21 protein-coding genes are annotated in these 23,060 nt (G+C 41.3%); 5 read left to right on the top strand and 16 right to left on the bottom strand.

Annotated features, from left to right (window positions below; genetic code table 11):
* Positions 1 to 12: 12 nt before the first annotated feature.
* From R2S08_RS02610 to R2S08_RS02560, 11 genes are all read right to left on the bottom strand, one after another.
* Positions 13 to 1,152 (bottom strand): type II secretion system F family protein, encoded by a 1,140-nt coding sequence (locus R2S08_RS02610; RefSeq protein ID WP_316833730.1) that lies wholly within the window; start codon positions 1,150 to 1,152, stop codon positions 13 to 15.
* Between the two features lie 2 nt (positions 1,153 to 1,154).
* Positions 1,155 to 1,625: a type II secretion system protein J gene (locus tag R2S08_RS02605; RefSeq protein WP_316833729.1), complete on the bottom strand. Its 471-nt coding sequence runs from the start codon at positions 1,623 to 1,625 to the stop codon at positions 1,155 to 1,157.
* Entirely contained in the window at positions 1,618 to 1,983 is a 366-nt protein-coding gene (locus tag R2S08_RS02600) for a type II secretion system protein (protein ID WP_316833728.1), read from the bottom strand. The genes R2S08_RS02605 and R2S08_RS02600 overlap by 8 nt, the downstream gene beginning before the upstream one ends.
* The gene (locus R2S08_RS02595) at positions 1,971 to 3,209 is read right to left on the bottom strand and encodes a hypothetical protein (protein ID WP_316833727.1); all 1,239 of its coding nucleotides are present in this window, start codon (positions 3,207 to 3,209) and stop codon (positions 1,971 to 1,973) included. The genes R2S08_RS02600 and R2S08_RS02595 overlap by 13 nt, the downstream gene beginning before the upstream one ends.
* Complete coding sequence (locus R2S08_RS02590) at positions 3,209 to 3,784, bottom strand: hypothetical protein (RefSeq protein ID WP_316833726.1); 576 nt, start codon at positions 3,782 to 3,784, stop codon at positions 3,209 to 3,211. Before R2S08_RS02590 ends, R2S08_RS02595 begins: the two co-directional genes overlap by 1 nt.
* Entirely contained in the window at positions 3,781 to 4,281 is a 501-nt protein-coding gene (locus R2S08_RS02585) for a hypothetical protein (protein WP_316833725.1), read from the bottom strand. The genes R2S08_RS02590 and R2S08_RS02585 overlap by 4 nt, the downstream gene beginning before the upstream one ends.
* Positions 4,282 to 4,285: 4 nt before the next feature.
* A complete protein-coding gene (locus R2S08_RS02580; protein ID WP_316833724.1) occupies positions 4,286 to 5,236 on the bottom strand; it encodes a hypothetical protein in 951 nt (316 codons plus the stop codon).
* 250 nt (positions 5,237 to 5,486) lie between these two features.
* Positions 5,487 to 6,794 (bottom strand): amidohydrolase family protein, encoded by a 1,308-nt coding sequence (locus R2S08_RS02575; RefSeq protein ID WP_316833723.1) that lies wholly within the window; start codon positions 6,792 to 6,794, stop codon positions 5,487 to 5,489.
* A 137-nt stretch (positions 6,795 to 6,931) separates the two neighbouring features.
* On the bottom strand, positions 6,932 to 8,059 hold the full coding sequence (locus tag R2S08_RS02570) for a DEAD/DEAH box helicase (protein ID WP_316833722.1): 1,128 nt from the start codon (positions 8,057 to 8,059) through the stop codon (positions 6,932 to 6,934).
* Positions 8,060 to 8,113: 54 nt separating this feature from the next.
* Complete coding sequence (locus R2S08_RS02565) at positions 8,114 to 8,659, bottom strand: TlpA disulfide reductase family protein (RefSeq protein ID WP_316833721.1); 546 nt, start codon at positions 8,657 to 8,659, stop codon at positions 8,114 to 8,116.
* Between the two features lie 12 nt (positions 8,660 to 8,671).
* Positions 8,672 to 10,867: a transferrin receptor-like dimerization domain-containing protein gene (locus tag R2S08_RS02560; protein WP_316833720.1), complete on the bottom strand. Its 2,196-nt coding sequence runs from the start codon at positions 10,865 to 10,867 to the stop codon at positions 8,672 to 8,674.
* Between the two features lie 450 nt (positions 10,868 to 11,317).
* Here R2S08_RS02560 and R2S08_RS02555 point away from each other — a divergent pair, with 450 nt between their 5' ends.
* Together R2S08_RS02555 and R2S08_RS02550 are read left to right on the top strand one after the other, a co-directional pair.
* A complete protein-coding gene (locus tag R2S08_RS02555; protein WP_316833719.1) occupies positions 11,318 to 12,166 on the top strand; it encodes a helix-turn-helix transcriptional regulator in 849 nt (282 codons plus the stop codon).
* A gap of 76 nt (positions 12,167 to 12,242) precedes the next feature.
* Complete coding sequence (locus R2S08_RS02550) at positions 12,243 to 13,571, top strand: amidohydrolase (RefSeq protein ID WP_316833718.1); 1,329 nt, start codon at positions 12,243 to 12,245, stop codon at positions 13,569 to 13,571.
* Here R2S08_RS02550 and R2S08_RS02545 read toward each other — a convergent pair.
* The 4 genes from R2S08_RS02545 to R2S08_RS02530 form a co-directional block, all read right to left on the bottom strand.
* The gene (locus tag R2S08_RS02545; RefSeq protein WP_316833717.1) at positions 13,568 to 14,176 is read right to left on the bottom strand and encodes a hypothetical protein; all 609 of its coding nucleotides are present in this window, start codon (positions 14,174 to 14,176) and stop codon (positions 13,568 to 13,570) included. The two genes, R2S08_RS02550 and R2S08_RS02545, sit on opposite strands and share 4 nt — an antisense overlap.
* A gap of 102 nt (positions 14,177 to 14,278) precedes the next feature.
* Entirely contained in the window at positions 14,279 to 16,096 is a 1,818-nt protein-coding gene (locus R2S08_RS02540) for a mechanosensitive ion channel family protein (protein ID WP_316833716.1), read from the bottom strand.
* A gap of 72 nt (positions 16,097 to 16,168) precedes the next feature.
* The gene (locus tag R2S08_RS02535; RefSeq protein WP_316833715.1) at positions 16,169 to 17,572 is read right to left on the bottom strand and encodes an MFS transporter; all 1,404 of its coding nucleotides are present in this window, start codon (positions 17,570 to 17,572) and stop codon (positions 16,169 to 16,171) included.
* Between the two features lie 48 nt (positions 17,573 to 17,620).
* Positions 17,621 to 18,421, bottom strand: coding sequence for a type II CAAX endopeptidase family protein (locus R2S08_RS02530; protein ID WP_316833714.1), 801 nt, complete (start codon positions 18,419 to 18,421; stop codon positions 17,621 to 17,623).
* 182 nt (positions 18,422 to 18,603) lie between these two features.
* On the opposite strand from R2S08_RS02530, the gene R2S08_RS02525 reads away from it, so the two are divergent.
* Positions 18,604 to 19,716, top strand: coding sequence for a sensor histidine kinase (locus R2S08_RS02525; RefSeq protein ID WP_316833713.1), 1,113 nt, complete (start codon positions 18,604 to 18,606; stop codon positions 19,714 to 19,716).
* A complete protein-coding gene (locus R2S08_RS02520; protein ID WP_316833712.1) occupies positions 19,713 to 20,414 on the top strand; it encodes a response regulator transcription factor in 702 nt (233 codons plus the stop codon). The genes R2S08_RS02525 and R2S08_RS02520 overlap by 4 nt, the downstream gene beginning before the upstream one ends.
* A gap of 52 nt (positions 20,415 to 20,466) precedes the next feature.
* On the opposite strand, the gene guaB is transcribed toward R2S08_RS02520, so the two are convergent.
* Positions 20,467 to 21,936, bottom strand: coding sequence for an IMP dehydrogenase (gene guaB, locus R2S08_RS02515; RefSeq protein WP_108552218.1), 1,470 nt, complete (start codon positions 21,934 to 21,936; stop codon positions 20,467 to 20,469).
* Between the two features lie 383 nt (positions 21,937 to 22,319).
* Here guaB and R2S08_RS02510 point away from each other — a divergent pair, with 383 nt between their 5' ends.
* Entirely contained in the window at positions 22,320 to 22,979 is a 660-nt protein-coding gene (locus R2S08_RS02510) for a TetR/AcrR family transcriptional regulator (protein ID WP_133777277.1), read from the top strand.
* Positions 22,980 to 23,060 lie beyond the last annotated feature (81 nt).

Here is a 23,060-nt window from a genome sequence, read left to right as displayed (position 1 = left end):
CGATTTAAAATATTAAAAATTATTACTCATTTGAAACATTGGTAGATACATAGCGATCAAGATCACCCCAACCACCAATCCTAAGAATATGATGATCAGAGGCTCCAGTAAACTGCTTAAAGTATTGGTTCTGTACTCTACTTCTTCAGTATACTGCATCGCTATTTTCTCAAAAAAATAGTCCATACGGTTCACCTCTTCTCCTACTTTGATCAGTTGGATCATTTTGGGGGGATAAAAGGGAAACGCAGACAAACTCTTATGAAGGGATTCACCCTTTAATATATCTTGTTCTACACTTAATAAAGAAATTTCAATGGGATAGTAGTTGATCATTTGGCGTACAAGAGCAATTGACCTGAGGAGTGGTGTATCAGTGCTGACCAACAAACGCATGGTGTTTGCAAAGCGTGCCAGGTAGACTTTTTTCACCAGATCTCCTATAACAGGTAATTTCAATATAAGCCTTGAAGAGAGCTTCCTAAAAACATTGGTTTTCCGCTTAAAGAGGTATAACACTGTTCCAGCTGCAAAGAAAAGTAAAATCAGGAGAAAATAACGATCAAACCAGCCAGATATTTTGATAATTAATGCAGTGATCCAGGGTAATTTTCCACCAAATCTTAAAAACACATCTGCAAACATGGGAACAACAAACTTGATCATGAAAAATACGGCACCCATAGAAGTGCAAAGAACAATGACAGGATAAGATACTGCACTCACAATTTTCCGGCGTTGCTGGATCTTACTTTTATAATACCTGGCCAGATCGGTGAGTACCTCGCCGAGTTTACCTGTTTCTTCCCCTATCTTGAGGCTATAGTATTCATAATCACTAAATTTACCGGTCTCTTTTAAAGACTCAGACAAAGCAAGACCTGATAAAATCTGCTTTCTGATGCCTTCAAACAGCGTTTTATCTTTGGCTTGTTCCTGATCTACCAGGATCAGATCTAATGCAGAGCGGAGATCGATACCAGACAGCAATAATGTACTGAGTTCAAGATAAATACTCTCCTTCTTTTTATCGGGAACTTGTGCGCTGCCAAAGCTGATTTCTTTATTCATAAAAGAAAAGAGTCCGGAGCTTTCTTTTACAGGAGTAACTGGTTTGTTTTTCTGATATCTGGAAATGTCTATTGAGGGCATAATTATTCAAATAAGTCGTTACTGCTGTATTTCTTGTTGTAGATATAGGGAATGTTGCGGCCTTCGGCCATCACTGTTATTTTAACCTGATCAATTCGGTCGCCACTTTCTGCTTCCTTGCTTTCAAAGGAAGCGTTGCTGATCTGTGCGTGTATTTTAAACGTGTCTGTTTTGAGGTCAAACTGGCTTCGCATCAGCCTTTCTTTATCGAAAACATAGACAATATGCCCTTCTTTAAGGAGCAGGTCCATACCACCTTCGGTCTTCCTGATCTGGCTGGCAGAAAAGAAGTCCGTCCGGATCAATTGATCTGCAGTCATCAAATCGGCCATTTGATCTTGTTTGACCGAGTAATCAAAATAGGACTTACTGACGATGCGGTAAATGGTGTAGGTCATGGAAATGGCTATGGCTGAAATGAGCATTGCAATGGTAACCTCCATCAGCGTGAATGCAGGCAGACGCTTATTCATGCGCTTCCTCCTTATCCTTCTGAATAATACGGTGATAGGTGCCTATATTTTTACCATTACGGCTAAAAGTTACGGTACACAGAAAAACATCAGTATAGCCGGCATAGGCTTCTGTTTTCTTCTCTATTTTTGTGCTGTCTGGAAGAACTGCACTGTCCTGTTCCTTTTCTTCAAGGCTGTTTTGAAAGTAGTTTTCTGCTGTTGCGCGTAAATACTGCTGTTCTGCAGAGGGTGAAGACTGCACCACATTGGCATAGATCTGTGCGGCCATAACGAATACGATTAAGATGATGACCATAGCTACAATGACTTCAAGCAAGGTAGAGGCCTTTAATTTTTGCAGTTTTAGTTTAGCCATTTGAGTATTTGCGGGTTGGTTTGGTTTGCTTTGATCAGAAATGAACTCAGGTAGTAGCGGCTCAGGGATTTACGGTCAAGAGAAATGTCTATCAGATAGTTTTCGTATAAAGTTGCTGGGGTTTGCATAATAAAGCGCTTGGCATAGACCTTTCCTTGTACCCTTACTGGCTTTTCAAATTTGATATAGCCTGTTGCGTAAACCTCTCCTTTAACCAGGCAGTCTTTATCTATAGAAATTAAGGTTTGCAACTCACTTCTTTCCTTTTCATAACTCAACAGGGTGCCATAAAAGCGGCTTCCTTCGCCGAGTTTTATCTTTGACTGAGACGTCCCCTTCTCTGGTTTGAGAACTCCTGCGAATGAAGGGTAGCCAAGAACGCTGTGCTTGCCAATGATAATGGAATCTCTGGCAAATAACTGACAGGTCCCTTTAAATCCTTCTTCTATGAGGATTGCGGGCGCAAAAACTTGCACGTCCTGAAGTTGTACATCCCGGCCAATGGAAAGGATGGAATCTGAAATTAAGACCAGATGTCCTTTAAGGATCTTGTTGTCCAGTCTTTCTTTTCCTCCTTTTAAACGGTACACCTTTAGGGGTTCAAAAAAGGAATTGTTTACAGAATCTCCGGCGGGAATGGGCAGTCCGACTTTAGAAATAAACCACCGGCTTAAGCTGTCTATGATAGGCTGATCGAGCACTGGCAACGCTCTGCTGCTGTCTTTGATCTTTCCTTTAATGAGTTCTTTTCCTTCATAGCCTTTTCCATCTACATAGGCTTGCTTTAAGCCCGATTTGGGGAGTTCGCCGTTACCGATAATCTGGGTGCTTCCACTGAGGGAAAGCGGACGGTCTTCATCTGCCAGGTACAAAGCAGACTGGTCTTCGAAATCACTGCCGGTTAGAAAGCTTTGTTTAAGGGTATCGGTCTGCTCAAAGGCCTTAACTGTATTTAAGTCAAAAACACCCCATTTCCTTTTACAGAGTTCCAGGCTGTCTTTTCCTTCTCCATATACATCCAGCCGATTTAACGTATCTGATGCGATATAATTTTTTGACAACAACAAATTCATTCCTGAAGTGATGTTATAGTGAAGCCTTTCAAATCTCAGTTTCTTTTGTTGCCCAAGCCGGTAATAAAAGGCAACCGTAAGTAAGGATATAGAAATCATGGCCACCAGTATGGACACAATAATTACAATATAGAGAGCGGCGGCTTTAACCATTATTTATGGTGTTTAAACAGGTTTTTAATAAATTTTGGAACGATGCCTTTTCTGACTGTATCAGGATGCAGAACCTTGGTGCTATCCATAATTTTTACCGCCTTAATTTTTAAAGAGTCGTTTTTATAATGGCCTGTTTGGCTAAGTTTTCCCTGATGATCGTATTTCCGGTAGGTCCCGTTCTTTTGACCAGCACTCCAGTTGCATTCTTCTCTCAGCAGGCCTTTTTCATCCCAGCTTTTCCACGGCCCTTGTTTTAATCCTTTTGAAAACCAACCTGCTTCTTTGAGATTTTTATTGGCGTAGAAATCTTCGTAGTAACCATTTAGTAATTTACCGCTATAACCACCCTGACTGGACTGGATACGCTGACCAGAAAACCAGTAATACTGAAGGTTACTGAAAGCCCGGACATTTGGAGAGGGTTTCACATACGCAACGATGGTGTGGTCGGTATAGTTTACAATCACCTTATGGGTAATCAGATCTTTGATAGCCGTTTGTGCATCTGCAGGCGTATACGCCAACAGATTAAAGAGCAGTAATGTAGAGATCGGTAATTTTTTTGATGTCATTGTTTGATGTATTTTTGTTTCCCCTGCCAGCTGAGCAGTACAGAGTCTCTTTGATTTTTTAAAAGTTTTACCCCTTCGAACACTTCGCCTTCTGCCATCATCCGCTCTTTTCCATTGACCGACAGGATAGATACTATTCGTTTACTTACAGGGTTGGTGATCCGTCCGGAATATTGAATACCACTCCAGTTTAGCGGTGGAGGAATTGCAACAGGCGCCTTTATAACCGGAACAGAGGCCATATCAGATTTTTCGGTTTTCGAAGCAGGAGCTGCAGTTCCGAGAAAGGGATCTCTGTAGTTTAAAACAAGTTTGAAAGTGTCGGTCTTTACCGTGTATTTGTCATAAGGTTCATGGTCTGCTTTAACCGTCATGGATGGAAAAATGTCCTGATCTTCCTTTTCTTTAAAGAAGATCTTATACAAAATAATACCCCATACCCCTGCCACCGCGCAGAGTAATAGATAGGTAAGTTTCTTATTTTTTACCTGTTGCATGGATTTATTGTATTACAAAGCTTCTTAATTCACCTTTGGCGCTGGTATTACCAGCGTCGTCTACCGCCTTCACTTCCCAGGAGATTTTTTCACCGCTGGTTCCCAGGTTGAATACATAGGACAAGCCTGTCAGGGTTAATGGGAAAGTGCTGTTGTAGGCAGTGTTGGAATCGCCTTTATAGACGTATAAAATGTATTTTTTTGCGTCGGCAGAGGCGTTCCATTTTAAAGTAACAGGATTTGAAACTGTAGAATTATTGGATGGGCTATTGAGTACAACAACTGGTGGTGGTGTGGCATCGAAAGTGAGGTTTTGTACCACAGACCATTTTGATTCCAGTGTACCACTGAGTGCTTTAATTCTCCATTGATAGACTTTATCTTTAGGTAAGGCAACCGAGTAACTGACATTTGGAGTGGTTTTATCCAAAAATAAGGAAGCGGCATTGTCAAATCCGTTCCCAGTGGTATCGATCTGGATTTTGTAGTTATCGGCGCTAAAAAGCTTCAACCAATTGAATACTGCATTGGCCTGGTTGGTTACGGTATTGTTGGCCGGAGAAACCAGTTGAACTTGTTGTTCTGTTATGGAAGTTGGATAAATGGTCAGGTTCGCTGTTGTATAGCTGGTTTGACTGCTGCCGTTTTCTGCCCTGACCCTCCATTGGTAAGTTCCGGGATCGAGCGTGTATTTATATTTATTGGTTTTAATGAGTGTGTCAATAATCAGTTTATTGATCTGATCAAAACCTGGTGATACCACCTGGAGCCGGTAGTAGAGCGCATCTTCTGTGGTTTCCCACCAAAAGGTTTGGGTGTAGTCTTTTGTTTCTGTATTGCTTGCCGGTGCCAGTAGTATGACCTTCCCGTCTTCGATAGAAGGTTCTATAAATTCTTTGCAGCCTACCCCGGTTAAACACACCAGTAGAAAAAGGATGTAATTGCGTTGCCTCATAAAAATAATTGCGATTAATTTTGGGCCAATGTAAAACAACTCAGTGCAACCACACTGCACTCTGGAATTATTTTAAAATATTTTTTACGGGGGATTTTTAGTGAAAAACAGCCTTTAAACCATACAGAAGCCATAATTCTAAAAAACCTGAGCCCGACCATCTTTACAGACGCCGGGCTCAGGTTTATTGAACAGCCGTGTAACCATCGGCGAAGAGCCAAATGTTCACCAGCATTCAGCAATTATTTCCTTATTTCATATCCTTTACAGATAACACTTTTCCTTCTTTGATCACCATTAAGGGTGCAAATAAATTTGCAAAGTCTTTAAGTGGATCTGCGGCCAGCACCAATAAATCTGCCCGCATCCCTTCTTTAATCAGTCCACGATCTTTCAGGCCGGTGGCCAGGGCACTGTAATAAGTAGCACTTTGCAGAATTTCTGCAGTACTCATATCACAGCTATCGGCCAGTACTTTCATTTCGCCTAAAAGAGGAACATCGCCTTCTTTTTCCGGATAAACCCAATCTGTTCCAGTAACAATTTTTACACCCAGTTCATGTGCTCTTCTGGTCACAATAAATGCATTGTTCATTTTGTTATTACTGGCATGAAATACGGTAGGGTCTAAAAAGATCTCTTTCTTTTTCATTTCAACAAGTTGCTTATCCAGAACAGGCATGCTTATCTTGATACCTTTGTAGGCCTTTGCCCAGGCTTTAGATACATTGATCGTATCACCGGGCAGCTGGTCAAAAGAAAAGTCGTGGCTGTGGGACATGCTATTTACACCGGCCCGGATCGCATCGGAAGGTTTGGCTGGAAAAACGGCTGCATGACTCCAGGCCTGTAAGCCCTGTAAATGCGCTTCCTTTGTAATTTCTGCGATTTGCTTTGCGCTTAGATTTGCATATATTTTTATACCTGAAGCACCTGCCCCCTTTGCCTCGGCGATGGCCAGTTTAATATTCGTATTTGGGGTAATGGCGCGATACCATGGCGTTGTACCCAGATAGCGCTTTTCCGGGCCCTTTGCACCTTTTTTATATAGATCAAAATAGGATTGCCCGGCAAACTGTGCTGCATAGAATATAGCAGGAGCCTGAATTTGCTGCAGTTCACTCGCTCTTTGGTAAATAGCTAGAGTTGGTGCGTCGCCCGCCATATCCCTTACTGTGGTAATGCCGTGTTTGATCATATTAGACAACATGGGTTCCATTCTGGCACTGGTTTGTTCAGGCGTTTGGATCCCTGCGGTAGCCAGATGAACATGTGCATCAAATAAACCTGGCGTGATGTATTTTCCTGTACAATCAATTTCTCTGGAGATACCTTCCGGCAAAACTTCACCTTCTTTACAGATCCTGGAGATCACTCCATTTTGAATAATGATGGAGCCTTTAAAAGGGATATTTGTCGCTATTCCATCGAGTATGATTGCATTTTTCAATGCTACCTTTTCCACCATTTCCCGGTTGCTTTTTTGCCGGGCTGGTTGGGCAATAGTGCTCAGGCTTATAATGCAAAAGCATAAACCTGCAAACAGTTTTTTTGTCATGAATTGTGTGTTTCCGCAAAAGTAGACAAAATAAAGAGGAACAAAAACCTGCGGATTTTATATAAACAAAGAGCGCTCCCTTTGAAAAAAGGAAGCGCTCTTGTTATTTCCCCATCTGCTGGCGGTAAAACCTTTGGTTACAAGTTTTCGCTGTCTATCAATTTCACCTGCTTCCCCATTTTTTTCTGGATCACTTCAAAATGATGCAGCTCGTTTTGGCTAACCAGGGAAATGGCATCGCCCGCGGTATTTGCCCGGCCGGTTCTGCCTATGCGGTGAACGTAGTCTTTTGGCGACCGCGGCAATTCGTAATTAATCACAAAGGGAAGATCATCAATATCAATTCCCCTTGCCATCAGATCTGTGGCGACCAATATCCGCAGCTTACCTGACTTAAACTGATGCAAAGCCTCGGTTCTTGCGCCCTGACTTTTTTTACTGTGAACGGCTTTTGCGTCTAAGTTATTTTTACGGAGCTTATTCACAATTGCATCTACCTGGTGCACTGAGGAAGCAAAAACCAGTACCTGCCTCATTTCATGATGAGCGATCAGATGGCGCAAAAACGGCCCTTTCTTTTCCTCTGAGACAATATAAGCAACCTGGTTGATCAGTTCTATCGAATCTGCTTTCTCTTCTACCTCAATCACAACGGGTTCATGAAGCAGAATTTGATGAATATGCTGGATATCCTTATTCAGGGTGGCAGACAAAAGTATATTTTGGCGCTTTTTAGGCAAAAGCGCGATAATCTTGTCTACCTCTTCTTTAAAGCCCAGATTGAGGATCTTATCTGCCTCATCCAATACCAGGGTTTCAATACTGGAGAGGTGTACTGCATTCATATCCACCAGCTCCAATAAACGTCCTGGTGTAGCAACCAGGATATTTACACCCTGCAAAGCCATCATTTGAGGGTTAATAGAAACCCCTCCATATACCGCCAGTGTTTTAATCGACTCTGGCAGTGCCTGGCTAAAAGTCTGGAATACATCTTTGACTTGTACCGCAAGTTCACGTGTGGGTACTAAAACCAATACATCCGCATGGCGGTTTTTCACTCCAAAGCTTTTTTGCACATTCATTAACAGGGGTAAAACATAACTGGCTGTTTTTCCGGAACCTGTTTTGGCAATCCCTAAAACATCTTTTTTATTTAATATGGCCGGTATTGCGGCTTCCTGAATGGGCGTTGGTATGGTGAAATTCTGATCTTTCAGCGCTTTTGACAAAGCAGATGATAAACCCAGGGATATAAAAGGCATAGTACTCTATTTTTGTGTAAAAGTAGGTAAAAGAAGCGGAAAGCCTTCAGATCCCTAATTTTTACTCAGCTGATCGATGACGTGAACGAGCTTGCCAAATTCTTCCTTATCGTACAAACGGGTCAGGAACTGTATGTTACCCTCCCGGTCAATCACGACGTTCCTGGTTACGCCGGCTTTTTTGTCTGCAAATTTCTGAAAGATTTCTGCGCCCGGATCGAGGGCCAGCGGATAAGTGATTTTCATATCCTGGTGAAATTTTTGCACCTTTTCTAAGGGTTCATCACGGTCAACCCCGATGAGCACCACGCCTTTATCTTTGTATGCCTGCCAGATGTCACGCTCCAGATAGGGCATTTCCTTTCGGCAAACTATACACCAGGAAGCGGTAAACTGCAGGATAACAATCTTTCCTCTCAGCTCTTTGAGTGTTGTTTTTTTGCCATCCTGGAGGATCAGTTCAAAATCGTCGGGTGCTTTATCTCCAACTTTGACCAGATAGCCCCGGCTATCGCTGTTTGGGTTTTCGAATTTCTGTTCCTGGCTAAAACCTGCAAGGCTTGTTATCGCTATAGCGATGCTTAAAATAAATTTCTTCATATTTTTACAATTCTAATATATGGTTTTAAGGTGATCTGTTAATTTATTAATGGCGCTGGTTACCCGCTCAATTTCCTGGCCAGCTTCTTCATAATGTCCTTCCTCCAATGCTTCCCTAACACCTGGAATGGTTTTTACCCCATAGCCTGTATAGAATCCGGGAGCATAAATGCTATGGCTGTACCAGGGTCTTCTTGGTAATCCGGTTTCCAGCAATAGTATTTTTTCGGCCTGGAATAGTTTTTCATTGTTTTTACGAAGTGAGGCTGCATCAGTTTTAAAATTATTCTGTCTTCTTGTCAATTTAGATGCTTCGTAATGTAAAGAATCGGCAGCGGCCAGTAAAGGTGAAAAATCTATTTCAGGAACCGGTATTTTCCGTTTAGGTGCAATGAAATTTTCCTTGGGTACTGCTGCAAGACTGTAAATTCCTTTGTCAATGAGCTCGTTCTGCAGGGCATTTGCTTTCCGTTGAGTGGCAGCCAGCGCCACCAGTTCATCTACATAACTCTTAATGGCTTCAGATAAGCCCTGAAAATCAAAAGGCAATTTTTCTGTATCTGCTAAACGTAATACGGCCCTTCCCGCAGCTTGCGAAAGCGATACCCCATAGCTAAAATCCGGATCCTTAAAACGAATATAGTTGTCATAAGAATCATAAATAGAATGGTATTCACCCCCGCCAGCTTCTCCTCCAAAAGCAAAATTCAGGCTTGGAATGCCCAAATGTTGTAAAAAAGCAGAATAATCTGATCCGGTACCTAAGGCGCCCAGTGTATACTGGTTATTATCCAGGAGCTCTGCACGTTTCTGGGCTGGTGCTTTAAGGATTTCGCTTGCACGCTTCCGGTCAAATATAGAAGCTTGTGTGAATGGATCTTTTACCTCTTTGGCAATATCTGTAACCAATTGCGTTAACGCATGTGAACCACCTGCATTAAAAAAGCCACTGCTGTTTCCGTCTGAATTGATATAAGCCACTGCCTTATCACTCAACTCTTTGGCATGCATTTCAACCCATTCTGTAGAACCCAGCAGAGATTGCTCTTCTCCATCCCAGGCGCAATAGACCAGGGTTCTTTTTGGCTGGTAGCCTTCCTTAGCAAGCTGGCCAATGGCTTTAGCTTCTTCCAGTAAGGAGGCCAGCCCGCTTACCGGATCTGAAGCACCATTTACCCAGGCATCATGATGGTTTCCTCTGATGACCCATTCATCCGGGTATTCACTTCCTTTGATCTTGGCAATCACATCATAGGCAGGCACAATATCCCAATTCTGTTTAATCTTCAAATGAACCTGTGTTTTGCTGCTGCCACCTATGCGGTAGGTAAAAGGCAGTGCCCCACGCCAGGATGCTGGTGCCACCGGCCCGTCTAAAGCGGCCAACAGGGGTTTTGCATCATGATAGCTGATGGGCAGTACTGGAATTTTTAAAATGGTAACGGCATCTTTCCTGTCCAGTCGTTTGGCATTTTTAACAGAGGCATAACCTGGGGTCAGCGGATCACCAGGATAGATGACCATATCCATAACAGATCCACGTTGCACGGTATGTTCATTTTTGAAAGGGCCTTCCGGATAACCATCTCCCTGGTAGTAACCATCGTCTATCGGATCTGAATAAATAATACAGCCCACTGCACCGTGTTCATAGGCTACTTTTGGTTTGATTCCCCGCCAGGAGTTGCCGTATTTGGCAATGACGATCTTGCCTTTGACATCAACACCTTGTCGTTCCAGTTCCTCATAATCGGCGGGCAGGCCATAATTTACATAAACCAGAGCCGCAGTAACATCGCCATCTGCACCCCAGGCGTTATAAGTAGGTAACTGTCCCTCCTGCCCCGAAGTCGCGTCGCCTGGCACTGCCGGTTCTTTCAGTTCTGCGGTAAACTTAACCGGGGCAATCAACTCGAGTTGGCGCTCTACGGGTGTAGGAAATAAGACATAGAAGGTTTCAATTTTGGCATCCCATCCATAAGACTTGAACTGATTGTACACTTTTTCGGCCACTTCTTTTCCTGCTGCTGAGCCTAAATGGTGAGGTTTGGCCGATAATTCTTTGATTGTTTTCCCTATATTTTCCTTGCTCAGCAGGCCGTCAAATTTTGTTTCTATATTTTGCTGTGTGTCTTGTTGTGCCAAGGCAGAGCCCGAGAGAACAGAGAGGCAGAACATAGAGATCAGGGTTTTATTTTTCCAATACATATTTATTTTATCATCAAACTGGTTTTCTAATTTATTTAACCGATCCGCTCATGCCCTTGGTGCACCTGAAAAAATCAGCGCACAGCAAGTCTGCTCCCCTAATTTCCATGGGAGAAATTGACCATCATAAAATGTTTAAGCAGACTTATACAGCAGAACAGCAAAGGCTGTATCAGCAGTCGAATACCGCTAAAACACGGCTAAATGGTTTCTTTTTCATGATTGCTGGATTGGTTTCGACAAATATATATAATATCTACCTATTGAGTAGTATTTATTTGTATTTGTTATTAGAGCCCTGTCCTTCCAAGTTCAGTTCGGTCTGCTTGAGTTGAGCTATATAAACAGGGGAAAAAGCATCAGCAGTGTCAGGATTATTCTCTTCCTATACATTGGATAAAAGACACTCCAATATAACACTTCAGGGAAAATTTTGTAATTTTCTTTTTTATGGAAGAAAAAGAGAATTTCCCTGTTCTTGGTATTACTGAGTTTCGGGATGAAATGCAGTCAGACAGCAATTTTCAATACCATGAGCTTCATGGGAAAAAACGGATCGAAAAACCACACAAACATGATTTCTTTGTTTTTCTTCTGTTTGAAAGGGGAAATGGAATTCATACCATTGATTTTACTGATCACCAGGTTGCAGAACATCAATTACATTTGCTCTTTCCCGATCAGGTACACCACTGGATTTTGGATGAGCAAACCAGAGCTTATCAGATCATGGTGAGCAAGGCTGTTTTCGAAACCTTTGCCAATGCTTTGCGTTTTTCTTTTGTTCTTTACCAGCACCACCCGGTGATGAGTTTAAAACCGGAAACTTTCAAATGGTTGTTTTACGAGTTTAAGGCGATACAATATGAACTCTCTCTTAGCCCCACCATGTGGGAGATCATCAGATCACGAATAGAAATTATTGCGCAAATGGTGAGCCGGGAGGCAGAGCATGTGGTGGAAGATGTAAAAGTTTATCATGCAAAGCCCATCCTGTTTAAATACCTTTCTTTAATTGATGCTTATTTTAAAGAACAAAAACTGGTTGCCTTTTATGCAGAAAAACTGAACATTACGCCCAACTACCTCAATATACTCTGTAAAAAACATTTCCAAACCTCAGCGACTTCCGTGATCCAGAACCGGGTTATCCTGGAAGCCAAAAGATTGTTGCTGACTTCCAAGCATTCGATCAAAGAGATCGCTTATCACCTTGGCTTTCTTGATCTGGCCTATTTTTCGAAATTCTTTAAGCTTCAATCTGGAAAAACTCCACGCGAATTCAGAGAGCAGTTATAAATTATACAAGTAGTGGAATGAATTTTACTATTTTAAATCTTACTCAGGAGATAACTTTGCATAAAACGTATAAGTTATGGCCCCTCAATCAATTTCGCGCAAAGACTTTATTAAAAACTCTTCTATTCTGCTTGCTGCAGGCGGCAGCTTGCTGAGTTCAGTTCCTGCTCTTGCCACAGAACAAGTCAAACCTGCCACTACAGGTAAAGCAGTTAAGCTAAAGAATGTAAGGTTGGAAACTGGTTTTGAATATAAAGATGATGAGGTTAGCCATACCACAACCGATCTGTTCATGGTTGAAATTGATCATGGAAAAATTAAAGCCGTTTTGCCGAACGACCCTAAAGCAGATGCTGTTGATGCAAAAGGATTATTGATGCTGCCTGCATTTAGGGACATGCACATCCACCTGGATAAAACTTATTATGGTCTTCCCTGGAGGGCAAATTCCAGCAAACGCAGAACGGTGAAAGACATGATTGCTTATGAGCAACAGGTGATTCCGGAGTTGCTGAAAACTTCTATACCCCGCACAGAAAAGCTGATCGAACTTTTACAGTCTAAAGGGACCAATTATGCCAGATCGCACGTCAATATTGAACCGACTTCAGGCCTTGACTCTTTAAGACACCTTGAGCAGGCTCTTGCCAATAAAAAAGATTCCTTCCAGGCGGAACTGGTTGCCTTTCCTCAGCATGGAATCTATTATACTAAAACAGAGCCCCTGATGAAAGAAGCTGCTAAAATGAATGTGGATTTTATTGGTGGCCTGGATCCTTACAGTATTGATGGCAGTATAGAAAAACACATGGATTTCATTGTACAATTGGCTTTGGATAACCACAAAGGAATAGATATTCATTTGCATGAATCCGGAGAATCCGGAATGAAAACAATTGAATACCTGATCAATAAGGTGATAGAAAATCCTGCTTTAAAGGGAAAAACCTTTGTTAGCCATAGCTTCGCCCTGGCCCATCTTGATCAGAAAAAAACAGATGAAATTGCAGAAAAACTGGGAAATGCGCAAGTAGGCATTACCTCTACTATTCCTTTCGCAGGCACCATTATGCCTATTCCTACGCTGTATAAATATGGCGTAGATGTGATGGCAGGTAATGATTGTATCGTTGACCATTGGAGTACATTTGGTTCGGGAAGTATTTTGCAAAAGGTGAATCTTTCGGCCCAGCTTTATGGGTACCGCAATGAATTTGCACTTTCCCGCAGCCTCAGACTGGCGACACACAACATTCTTCCTTTAGATGACAAGGGCAATCAGCAATGGCCGAAAGCTGGAGATACAGCAGATTTTGTATTGGTGGAAGCCAGTTGTTCGGCAGAAGCTGTATCAAGAGTCTCTCCGGTGAAATCTCTGGTACACCGTGGAAACATCGTGTATTAAGCAGACAGGTACTGAACAATAGCCATTACAGGACCTTCAACAATTTCTACCTTATGATTGGTGAGCAAGGGGATTTGTGTGTAACCTCCTTTTTCCAGGTAAAAACTATGGCCGTCAACAGTGCATTTACATTTCCCCTGAAGGATCAAAAAACTCTCATATACGTCTTCGTGTGTTTCATCTTCAATATCAACAGAAGAAACGACCAGAACTTGTGTTAACCCGGGCTGCTCTCCTATAGGCTCGCAAAAGTTTTCGGCATGCAGGGCTTCAGGAAACCGATCTGTAACAAAGCGAAGCCATTTTTGAATATCTGAGTTTTCGTCAACAGGTCTCAACTCAAATGGAGTTCTACCAGTTTCCAGTATGCTGCGTTCAATTCTTTCCTGTAGTCCGAATGGGGGTTCAACGGCATGTACTTGTGCATACGATTCAAGAGCTACTTCGATAGTTTCTATTTCCTGATTAAGCTCAGGATATTTAGAAATCATATCCTGAACCTCTGCCCTTTCTGAATCATGGAGCAGATTCAGAACATAGAGTTCCAAAATACCACTTTCTATATAGGTTTGCAGGTTCAAGGCTTCTTCTTTGCATGTTTGCAATAAGTAAAGATAAGATCTTTTATCAATGGATCTGGAAATATTCGCTGTCCGGACGAAAAAGACTCATTTCGTTACCCAATCGAGTAGCCATTCGTTCAAACATCAATCTTCTTTAGGCGGCATAGCTGGTGGATTTCCGTCACGAACTGCCCTGTAGTGAGGCGAAAGAATTTCAACGCCTGCATCGTTAAACACATCCAGCGTATTTCGATACAAGTTGCTGTAGATAACGGCTTGTTTATTGGCTTCTTTAATATAGGTATTGAGCTGATAAGAGACATAAAAATCGTCCAGTCCGGTTTGTAAAATAAAGGGTTTAGGCTCTTTCAATACATCTTCGGTTCTATCGGCAGCCTCCAGCATCAGTTTATGAATGGTTGTCCAGGGGATATCATAGCCCAACGTCATTGTGTAATTTAAAATTAAACCCTCTCCTCCCTCTTTGGTATTGGTTGAATAGTTTATCGTACTGGAGGAAAGGACCGTAGAATTGGGTACCGTAATATCTTCATTTTTAATGGTCTTGATGCGGGTAACCAGCATTGTTTTCTCCAGCACATCACCTACTACATCACCTATTTTGACCCTGTCTCCTACTTTAAAAGGGCGCATATACGTAATCACCAGTCCTGCAACAATATTGGTAATGGCACTGGATGATCCAAGGGATATTAGAATACCCAGAAAGACCGAGACCCCTTGAAAGGCTGCAGATTTAGAGCCTGGCAAATAGGGAAAAACAATCACCAGCATAAAGGCATACAGCAAAATCCTCAGAATATTGAATGTTGGAATTGCCCAATCTTTATGAAAACCATTGATTATAATATGACCTCTTCTGATCTCATTGAAATAATATTTTACTGCCCTGATGACATATTTAAAAATATAATAGATCACAATTACCGTAACCAAATCTGGCAGATAACTGAACACCGCATTAAAAGCTTTGGAAAGCGGGCTAAGTATCCATTGCAGCAATGTACCTGTCCATTGTTCGGTTTCAGGAAAAATACTAAACAACAAGGGTAAGGATAAATAGACCAGCAGAATGATCACTATAATGCGTACAACGTTATTTAACTGGAGCAATACTTTTTCCAGATGTTGCGGCGTGAAAAGCTTAATCGTGCCCAGTTTTAACCCATTGACATATTTAGATCGATATTTGGAAATCAATCCTGCAGATCTTCTGAACAACCGGTTTATTCCATATATGACAAACCACAGGAATATAATGATCACTAATACCAGACCAATCCTTTTGAGCCAGTTGACCAGGCTGTATTCTTTTCTTTCTTTCGCTACGATCTCTTTTATTTTTCCGAGGTATTCTTTGGCAAGTGCTTCATTAGTTTTATTGAGCCACAGCCCATCCGTATTGGCTACAGATAGAATAATATTCGCTTTTTTATAGGTAAGTTCATAGGTTTCTTCATTCTGGTTGATCGCCAAAGAATCTGCATTATAGAAAGGATCTTCGTAAAGGTTCTCGATCCTTTTGGTGATAGATTCTGCACGTTCCTGGGCATTAAATGACCCTATCCCAGTATAGATATAGAACAGGGTATCCAGTTTCAATACGACCGGAAAACCTTTGGTTATTTTCTTCAGGGCCTGTATTTTTTTGACCTGTTCTATTTTCCGTATAGAATCTTTACTTGCAATCTCACGCAACTGCTTCTCCAGCTCTAAGGTTTTCTTTTTATCGCCAACTACGGTTTTCAGTTCCTTTTCCAGCTGGATTTTAACCAGCGAATCAATTTGCTGCTGCTGATGATCTTTGACTATGAGTGCCTCAGTAACGACTAAAGAATCTGTTTTAGTGGATTCTGATTGATTTTGAGCATGGACTGTTGCTGCGTTTAGAAAGGAGATCATAACACATAACAGGGCAGATTTGAGATTGCGGTTAAACATAGACGAATATTTTCAGTATTGAACAGGCTTTCTATCCAAATTTAACATATTAAACCACATGTGATGAAAATACTATTTTTTAAATTTCCAGAGTATAACGATCAAGGCCAGTACAGGGGTTAAAGCAAAAGCCCCAAAGAGCCATCTGGCCGCCTGTTCTGCACCTGCCATGCCTCCAGGATTGGTAATGCCTGAAAAATTGGCAATCAGACCTGCAATGGCAGATCCAAAGGTTGTACCCAACAATTGTACTGTAGATATGGAAGCGGAGGCTTTTTCCTCTTCACCTTTAGGTGCTGAGGATAAAACCTGAGTAAGAATATGTGACCAGCCCATACCGATTCCTGCACCAATACATACCAGCAGCAGACACATCAGTATAAAACCTGCACCACCAGCGTTTGCCGGATCTGGCACCATCCAGGAAAGTCCTGCCAAACCTGCAAATACCAGGACAGGCCCGGTGAGGATGACCGCTTTTACATAGCGGAGATTTAATCCAGAAAAAGCAATGGAACAAAGTGACCAGCCCAGAGCGATCAATACGGTAAGATAACCTGCTTTCAGCGGAGAAAAATTATGAATCAGCTGCAGGAAATAAGGAATGTAAATCTCCACTGTTCCTGAAAGTGTTAATAACACCACCACCGCATAGGTTGCACCAAGTAATGTCGAAATCTTATAGGCACCAGTCGGGAGCAATCGTTCAGAAGAACTTTTTTCTCCCCTGATCACCATACTCAGTAAAATCATGGCAACAATTACCCCAGCCGCATTTAAGCTAAGGTGCTCAGAAACACTCCCTGCAGAAATGGCCAGGGCTGCAAGCAGAATAAGAAGTAGTTTATAAAAAGGTATGGTTGCAGTGCTTAAGGATTTTTGCTGCTTAGGCAGTACAGTCTCTGTTAACACGATCAAGGATAAAGCAATGATCAACAGCGTCACAAAAGCATATCGCCAATGACTGTATTCAGCAAAAATGCCGCCAAAGAACGGGCCTAAGAAAGCAGAAACACCCCACATCGCAGACACCAGAGCCATCGCTCTTGACCAAAAGCGTTCTTCATATACAATACTGATCATAGCATAAGATAAAGCCACCAGCAGACCACCTCCTATCCCCTGAATAAAGCGACCGGCCAGGAGTACATACATCACTGGTGCAGTTGCACAAATCAGGGCACCTATAGCAAAGAGAACAATCGCCAGTCTGTATGCTTTTCTCGGTCCCATCTTTGCAAGCGTTACTGAAGAGACTACAGATCCAATGATCGCCGCCACGACATACATGGTGGTCGCCCAGGAATAGAAGGACAGCCCCCCGATATCTTTGGTTACAGAAGGCATGATGGTTGTTGCCAGATATACATCTGTGGCGTGTAACATCACGCCCCCGGCCAAAGCAATAGATTTTAACCCATTTTTTCCAGACAATAAAGCTGCCCAGCCCTCTTTTTCTTGTTCCTCAGGTTTCATACCTGCAAAGCTAACACTTCGCTATAATAAAACAAGTAAATACTTTGTTTATTGAACCTGGTTGACTTTACTTTCAACGGAGTTGCTTAACCAGCTTTTCTTCATAAAATGTAAAAGGATATAGGCTGATAGTACAACTGGAAAATAGGGAAGCAAAAACAAGCTATCATCAGGTTGTAGCGAGCTTCCTTTTACTTCCAGAAAGCCAGAACCATTCTGACTGATGTGTCTGGGAATATAGGTCTGCGCAAAGTTCCAGCCTAAATGAAGTGCAATCGGCAGACACAGTGATTTGGTTCTGATATAAGCTTCGCCAAACAGAAGAGATCCCAGACCGGTGGAAAGCACGGTAAATGTCATTATTCCAATGCTCATATTCCAGTGCAGGTGCATGATTCCAAATGGGATAATCACGACAGCCTGTGCCACCCATTTTCCGTAATTGTGGAGTAAAGTTTGAAATGGATAACCTCTGTAAGTAAATTCCTGTACAAATACGGAAATTGCACAGAAAAGAAAAGCTATTAAAATCTGAATAGGATCAATGTTTTTGGTCAGTACCCAGTGCTGGCCGGTTAGTCTGTTGGTAACCAACGCAGTACCCACCAACAGTATCGCACCTGCTAAAAAGCCAAAGAACAACTGCAAATAATGTTCTTTTTTTTGAGGATAGAAATTTAGAGAGGATAAGGTTTTACCTTCTGTACGAAGCAGTAACCAGGAAGTGACCAGAGAAATAAAAAGGTAAAAAAACAGATTATTCAGGACAGTATAAAAAGTTGTGGAGACAAATGTAGCGGCCCATAAAACAATGAAGAAGCTGGCTACTTTTAACAACGGATGTTTCATTTTCTTTTTTTTAAGCAAATAAAGCAGCACGGAAATAGACGGAAAAATAAATCCGACAAGAGCCCCTGTTTTCCCGGTGAATACTTTCAGAACAACGACGAAATATGCGCTTTTAAAGGATTTTTATCTGAGTTTGTCGTATATTTTGGCATTGTTGAATACAATTAGGGAAATTAGTGACCATGAACGCATCTGTAATTCTGGACCAGATATACAAAAACAGGAAACTCCATATACTGGCTCATGTGGTATTTTGGTTGTGCTTCCTGCTCCTTCGCTGGTATTTAACAACCATTTCCTTTAATGTGTACAGGGTTTTGCCCGGAGAGAATATTTTATGGCTTAACCTGGCTTCGGTTGGTTGTTTAATCATTTTCTATTATACGTTGGTTTATCTTCTTGTCCCTTTTTACGTAAAAAAGAAAAAATTCGTACCAGTACTATTCGCCGTTTTGTTCCTGATTATCGCTTATACAATACTGGATACTTATCTGGAAATGTATATAATCTCTGCATGCAGTACCTGCAAACAGATCATGCAAAAACACAATGCAGATTATTATGAATTCCTGCATAAGGATTTCTCTGATATAATTTTCAATAAGGTATTGAGTTTTGGTATGCTTATCGGATTGTTGTTTAACATTAGTGTTCCTCTTGGTCTTCGGTATGCAATAAAGACCTTTAAGCAAAACATCATGGCTTTAAAAATGTCCCGGGACAACATTCAACTGGAATACAACTTTTTAAAGGCACAAATTAACCCTCATTTTTTATTCAATACACTGAATAATATTTATGGCCTGGTATTACAGGATAACAAAGAAAAATCAGCAGCTTTAATTGCAAAACTTTCTGAATTTATGCGCTATACCTTGTATGAAGCAGACCAGGAAAAAATGCCCGTTCAAAGAGAGATTGAACTTATAGAGGATTATATTGAACTGGAAAAAATACGGTTAAATTTTACGAAAACTGAATTACAGGTTCATATGGGTAAGATGATCCTTTTGATTCCGCCTCTTTTATTCATTCCCCTGGTGGAAAATGCTTTTAAGTTTTGCCCGGATCAAGCCGGATCGGTGATTGAAATAAATTTTCAAATAGACGGCAAACAACTGGTCTTCAAATGTACCAACAGCATTACAAAAATCAATGTAACAGCTCAGGAGGATGGCGGGATCGGATTACAAAATCTAAAAAAAAGACTGGAACTTTACTTCCCGAACCAACATCAATATAAAGTTGTGGTCACTGCAACACAATATATTACAACCTTAATCCTTGAATTATGAATTTAATCAAATGTATGATTGTTGATGATGAACCGATTGCCAGAGATATTCTAAGTCAGCATATCCAGGCGACGGAAGGGCTTCAGCTTGTAAAGACTTGTATGCATGCTGTAGAAGCTTATGAAGGCTTACATGAATTCCAGATAGACCTTGTATTTCTGGATATCCAAATGCCTTTGTTGACGGGAATCGATTTTTTGAAATCTCTTGCACATCCGCCATTGGTGGTATTTACAACGGCCTATAGAAACTATGCATTGGAAGGATACGAGTTCAATGTAGCAGATTATTTGCTGAAGCCAATTACCTATGAAAGATTTTTACAGGCAGTTCAAAAAGTAAGATCCAGAATAGTACAGCCCAAAACAATGGAGGAAGTAATTCAAAAACCACACTATATGTTTATCAAATCAAACGGCAAACTGATCAAGATTGATTATCAGGACATCTTATATCTTAGGGCAGACGGGGATTTTACCTGGTTTAAGGTACAGGAAAAAGAAATCTTCGCCAGTGTTTCTTTAAAAGATTTTGAAGAGCAGAACACTTATCCCTCCCTGGTCCGGATCCATCGTTCTTTTATGGTTAACCTGGCCAGAATCGATGCCGTTAAGGGAAATATGGTCGAGATCAATAAAGAAGATATTCCGATTGGATCTATCTACAGAACCGCGCTTTTAAAAACTATGAGAATGTAAAAACCCCTTATCGACCAGAGCCAATAAGGGGTTTCTTGTTTTGTTTTATAAATTATCTCGAATAATTCGGAGCTTCTTTAGTGATAGATATATCATGTGGGTGACTTTCTCTCATTCCCGCCGCAGTAATTCTTACAAATTTAGCTTTCTGCAGATCTTCAATAGTTGCTGCCCCGCAATAATGCATTCCAGCCCTCAGTCCACCTACATACTGGTAAATAACTTCTGCTAAAGTTCCTTTGTATGGAACACGGCCAACGATACCTTCCGGTACCAGTTTGGTTACTACATCTTCTTCATCCTGGAAGTAACGGTCTTTAGATCCCTGCTGCATGGCCTCTACTGAGCCCATTCCGCGGTAAGATTTGAATTTACGTCCTTCATAGATAATGGTTTCACCTGGAGATTCCTCTACACCTGCAAATAAAGAACCGGCCATAATAGAGCTTGCTCCTGCTGCAATGGCTTTAACAATATCTCCGGTTTGCTTAATCCCACCATCAGCAATAACCGGAATTCCTGTACCAATCAAGGCTTGTGCACATTCGAAAACAGCATAAAGTTGAGGAACACCTACACCAGCAATAATTCTTGTGGTACAGATAGAACCCGGTCCAATACCTACTTTTACGGCATCTGCACCTGCAGCTGCTAAAGCTCTTGCTGCATCTGCTGTTGCTATATTTCCGGCAATGACCTGCAAATCCGGGAACCTTTGTTTGATGGCAATAACCATATCAATTACCCCTTTGGAATGTCCATGGGCAGTATCAACGGTCACGACATCTACACCAGCCTGTACCAATGCAGCTACACGGTCAATATTGTCTGCAGCTACACCTACCGCAGCACCTACACGTAAACGGCCTTTTTCGTCTTTACAGGCTTTAGGGTAATTTTTATATTTCTGGATGTCTTTAAAAGTAATTAAACCTGCCAGATGGCCATCTTTACTGATTACCGGAAGTTTTTCGATTTTATAGTCCTGCAAAATCTCTTCCGCCTGCAATAAAGTTGTTCCTTCTGCTGCAGTGATCAGATTTTCGCGGGTCATTACTTCCGCAACAGGGCGGTTCATGTCTTTTTGGAAACGTAAGTCTCTGTTGGTAATGATTCCAACCAATTTATTATCTGCATCGATCACCGGAATACCTCCGATTTTGAATTCTTTCATAATCTGGAAAGCATCTGCTACCGTGGCATCTTTACGAAGGGTGATGGGATCCTGGATCATTCCGCTTTCAGAACGTTTTACCTTTCTAACCTCTTCGGCCTGACGTTCGATGCTCATATTCTTATGAAGCATGCCAATTCCACCCGCCTGAGCAATGGCAATGGCCAGTCCAGCCTCCGTAACGGTATCCATCGCGGCAGAAACTACAGGAACATTTAAGCGTATTTTTTTGGTAAGATAAGTTCCGGTATCCACATCGCGTGGCAAAACTTCAGAATATGCGGGTACTAATAATACGTCATCGTAAGTTAGTCCTTCAGCTACAAATTTTTGGGGATCGAGTTGCATAGCAAATAATTATTAAGAGTTACTATTTGCCGGGCAAAAATACGATTATATCTGCTATTCTGCAATAGCAATGTGAATATAGATCGTTTTGATGAAAAGTTTACAATTGAATTAAAAAAATGAGCATGTCACCACTTTGAAGATTTCTTTGTTTTACTATTGCAGACATAAGGGCAATTATTTGTTTTTTTTTGCAAATCAAATGTTGTTAATAGGAAATGTCCCTTAAATTTATGCTGCTCAACTAAAGCTTTCCAGGTCCGGAAGGCTTTTTTTATTTGCAACCCTCCTGCTGCACTCCTGCCTTATTTTACGCTAAAAATTATATTTTTGAGACACACAAATGTAAATAAGGAATTTAACAATCTATATTGCAGGCAAATATGAAAGACAAGGAGCAGACTAAACAAAAATTGATATCCAGTGTTGGTGCAATTATCAGAGCAAAGGGTTATCATGGCTTAGGCGTTAATGCCATAGCCCGAGAAGCAGGAGTAGATAAAAAATTAATTTACAGATACTTTGGAAATGTTGACACCTTAATTGAAACCTATGTGGTCCAAAAAGACTATTGGTTGTCCTTCAATAAAAAAATTGAAGAATCAATTGAAAAAATTACCCGTAAAGATGATCTGGCCTTGATCATTACGACCATATTCGAAAAGCAGTTTGAGTATTTCTTTGATGAGGAAGAGATGCAAAAGATCATCCTCTGGGAAATATCCGAGAAAACTGAACTGATGAACAGTCTTTGCAGGGTAAAGGAGAATTTTGGCGACAAGCTCTTTGCGGAAACAGATAAATTCTTTTTAAACTCCAATGTAAACTTCAGATCGATCAGCGCCTTATTGGTGGGTGGCATTTATTATCTGATCCTTCATTCCAAGAAAAATGATTGCAAAGCCTGCGGCATTGATATTAATACAGAGGAGGGAAAAAACGAGATCAGGAAAGCCATCAGGCAAATTGTACACTGGTCGCTTAACTTGCGAAATGAACCTGTCGGGACCTATATGCCTGATTTTACGGAAAGTTTCAAATAGCACTCAACAACATCAGCAGTACTGAGGCGTAAAAAATCATCTGCGAAGATTTCTTATCTTAGTTGCTTAATCAGATAACTT

Origin of the sequence: Pedobacter nutrimenti (assembly GCF_032678445.1) — a bacterium.
GTDB classification, from domain to species: domain Bacteria; phylum Bacteroidota; class Bacteroidia; order Sphingobacteriales; family Sphingobacteriaceae; genus Pedobacter; species Pedobacter nutrimenti_A.
Note: the sequence above shows the minus strand (reverse complement) of the source record. Positions and strands in the feature narration are given on the sequence as shown.

Coding starts and splice junctions, on each gene's coding strand:
- R2S08_RS02525 (WP_316833713.1), top strand. CDS start 18,604: ATGAACGCATCTGTAATTCTGGACCAGATATACAAAAACAGGAAACTC.
- R2S08_RS02585 (WP_316833725.1), bottom strand. CDS start 4,281: ATGCAACAGGTAAAAAATAAGAAACTTACCTATCTATTACTCTGCGCG.
- R2S08_RS02590 (WP_316833726.1), bottom strand. CDS start 3,784: ATGACATCAAAAAAATTACCGATCTCTACATTACTGCTCTTTAATCTG.
- R2S08_RS02560 (WP_316833720.1), bottom strand. CDS start 10,867: ATGTATTGGAAAAATAAAACCCTGATCTCTATGTTCTGCCTCTCTGTT.
- R2S08_RS02595 (WP_316833727.1), bottom strand. CDS start 3,209: ATGGTTAAAGCCGCCGCTCTCTATATTGTAATTATTGTGTCCATACTG.
- R2S08_RS02565 (WP_316833721.1), bottom strand. CDS start 8,659: ATGAAGAAATTTATTTTAAGCATCGCTATAGCGATAACAAGCCTTGCA.
- R2S08_RS02605 (WP_316833729.1), bottom strand. CDS start 1,625: ATGAATAAGCGTCTGCCTGCATTCACGCTGATGGAGGTTACCATTGCA.
- R2S08_RS02540 (WP_316833716.1), bottom strand. CDS start 16,096: ATGTTTAACCGCAATCTCAAATCTGCCCTGTTATGTGTTATGATCTCC.
- R2S08_RS02530 (WP_316833714.1), bottom strand. CDS start 18,421: ATGAAACATCCGTTGTTAAAAGTAGCCAGCTTCTTCATTGTTTTATGG.
- R2S08_RS02520 (WP_316833712.1), top strand. CDS start 19,713: ATGAATTTAATCAAATGTATGATTGTTGATGATGAACCGATTGCCAGA.
- R2S08_RS02535 (WP_316833715.1), bottom strand. CDS start 17,572: ATGAAACCTGAGGAACAAGAAAAAGAGGGCTGGGCAGCTTTATTGTCT.
- R2S08_RS02610 (WP_316833730.1), bottom strand. CDS start 1,152: ATGCCCTCAATAGACATTTCCAGATATCAGAAAAACAAACCAGTTACT.
- R2S08_RS02510 (WP_133777277.1), top strand. CDS start 22,320: ATGAAAGACAAGGAGCAGACTAAACAAAAATTGATATCCAGTGTTGGT.
- R2S08_RS02600 (WP_316833728.1), bottom strand. CDS start 1,983: ATGGCTAAACTAAAACTGCAAAAATTAAAGGCCTCTACCTTGCTTGAA.
- R2S08_RS02580 (WP_316833724.1), bottom strand. CDS start 5,236: ATGAGGCAACGCAATTACATCCTTTTTCTACTGGTGTGTTTAACCGGG.
- guaB (WP_108552218.1), bottom strand. CDS start 21,936: ATGCAACTCGATCCCCAAAAATTTGTAGCTGAAGGACTAACTTACGAT.
- R2S08_RS02555 (WP_316833719.1), top strand. CDS start 11,318: ATGGAAGAAAAAGAGAATTTCCCTGTTCTTGGTATTACTGAGTTTCGG.
- R2S08_RS02575 (WP_316833723.1), bottom strand. CDS start 6,794: ATGACAAAAAAACTGTTTGCAGGTTTATGCTTTTGCATTATAAGCCTG.
- R2S08_RS02570 (WP_316833722.1), bottom strand. CDS start 8,059: ATGCCTTTTATATCCCTGGGTTTATCATCTGCTTTGTCAAAAGCGCTG.
- R2S08_RS02550 (WP_316833718.1), top strand. CDS start 12,243: ATGGCCCCTCAATCAATTTCGCGCAAAGACTTTATTAAAAACTCTTCT.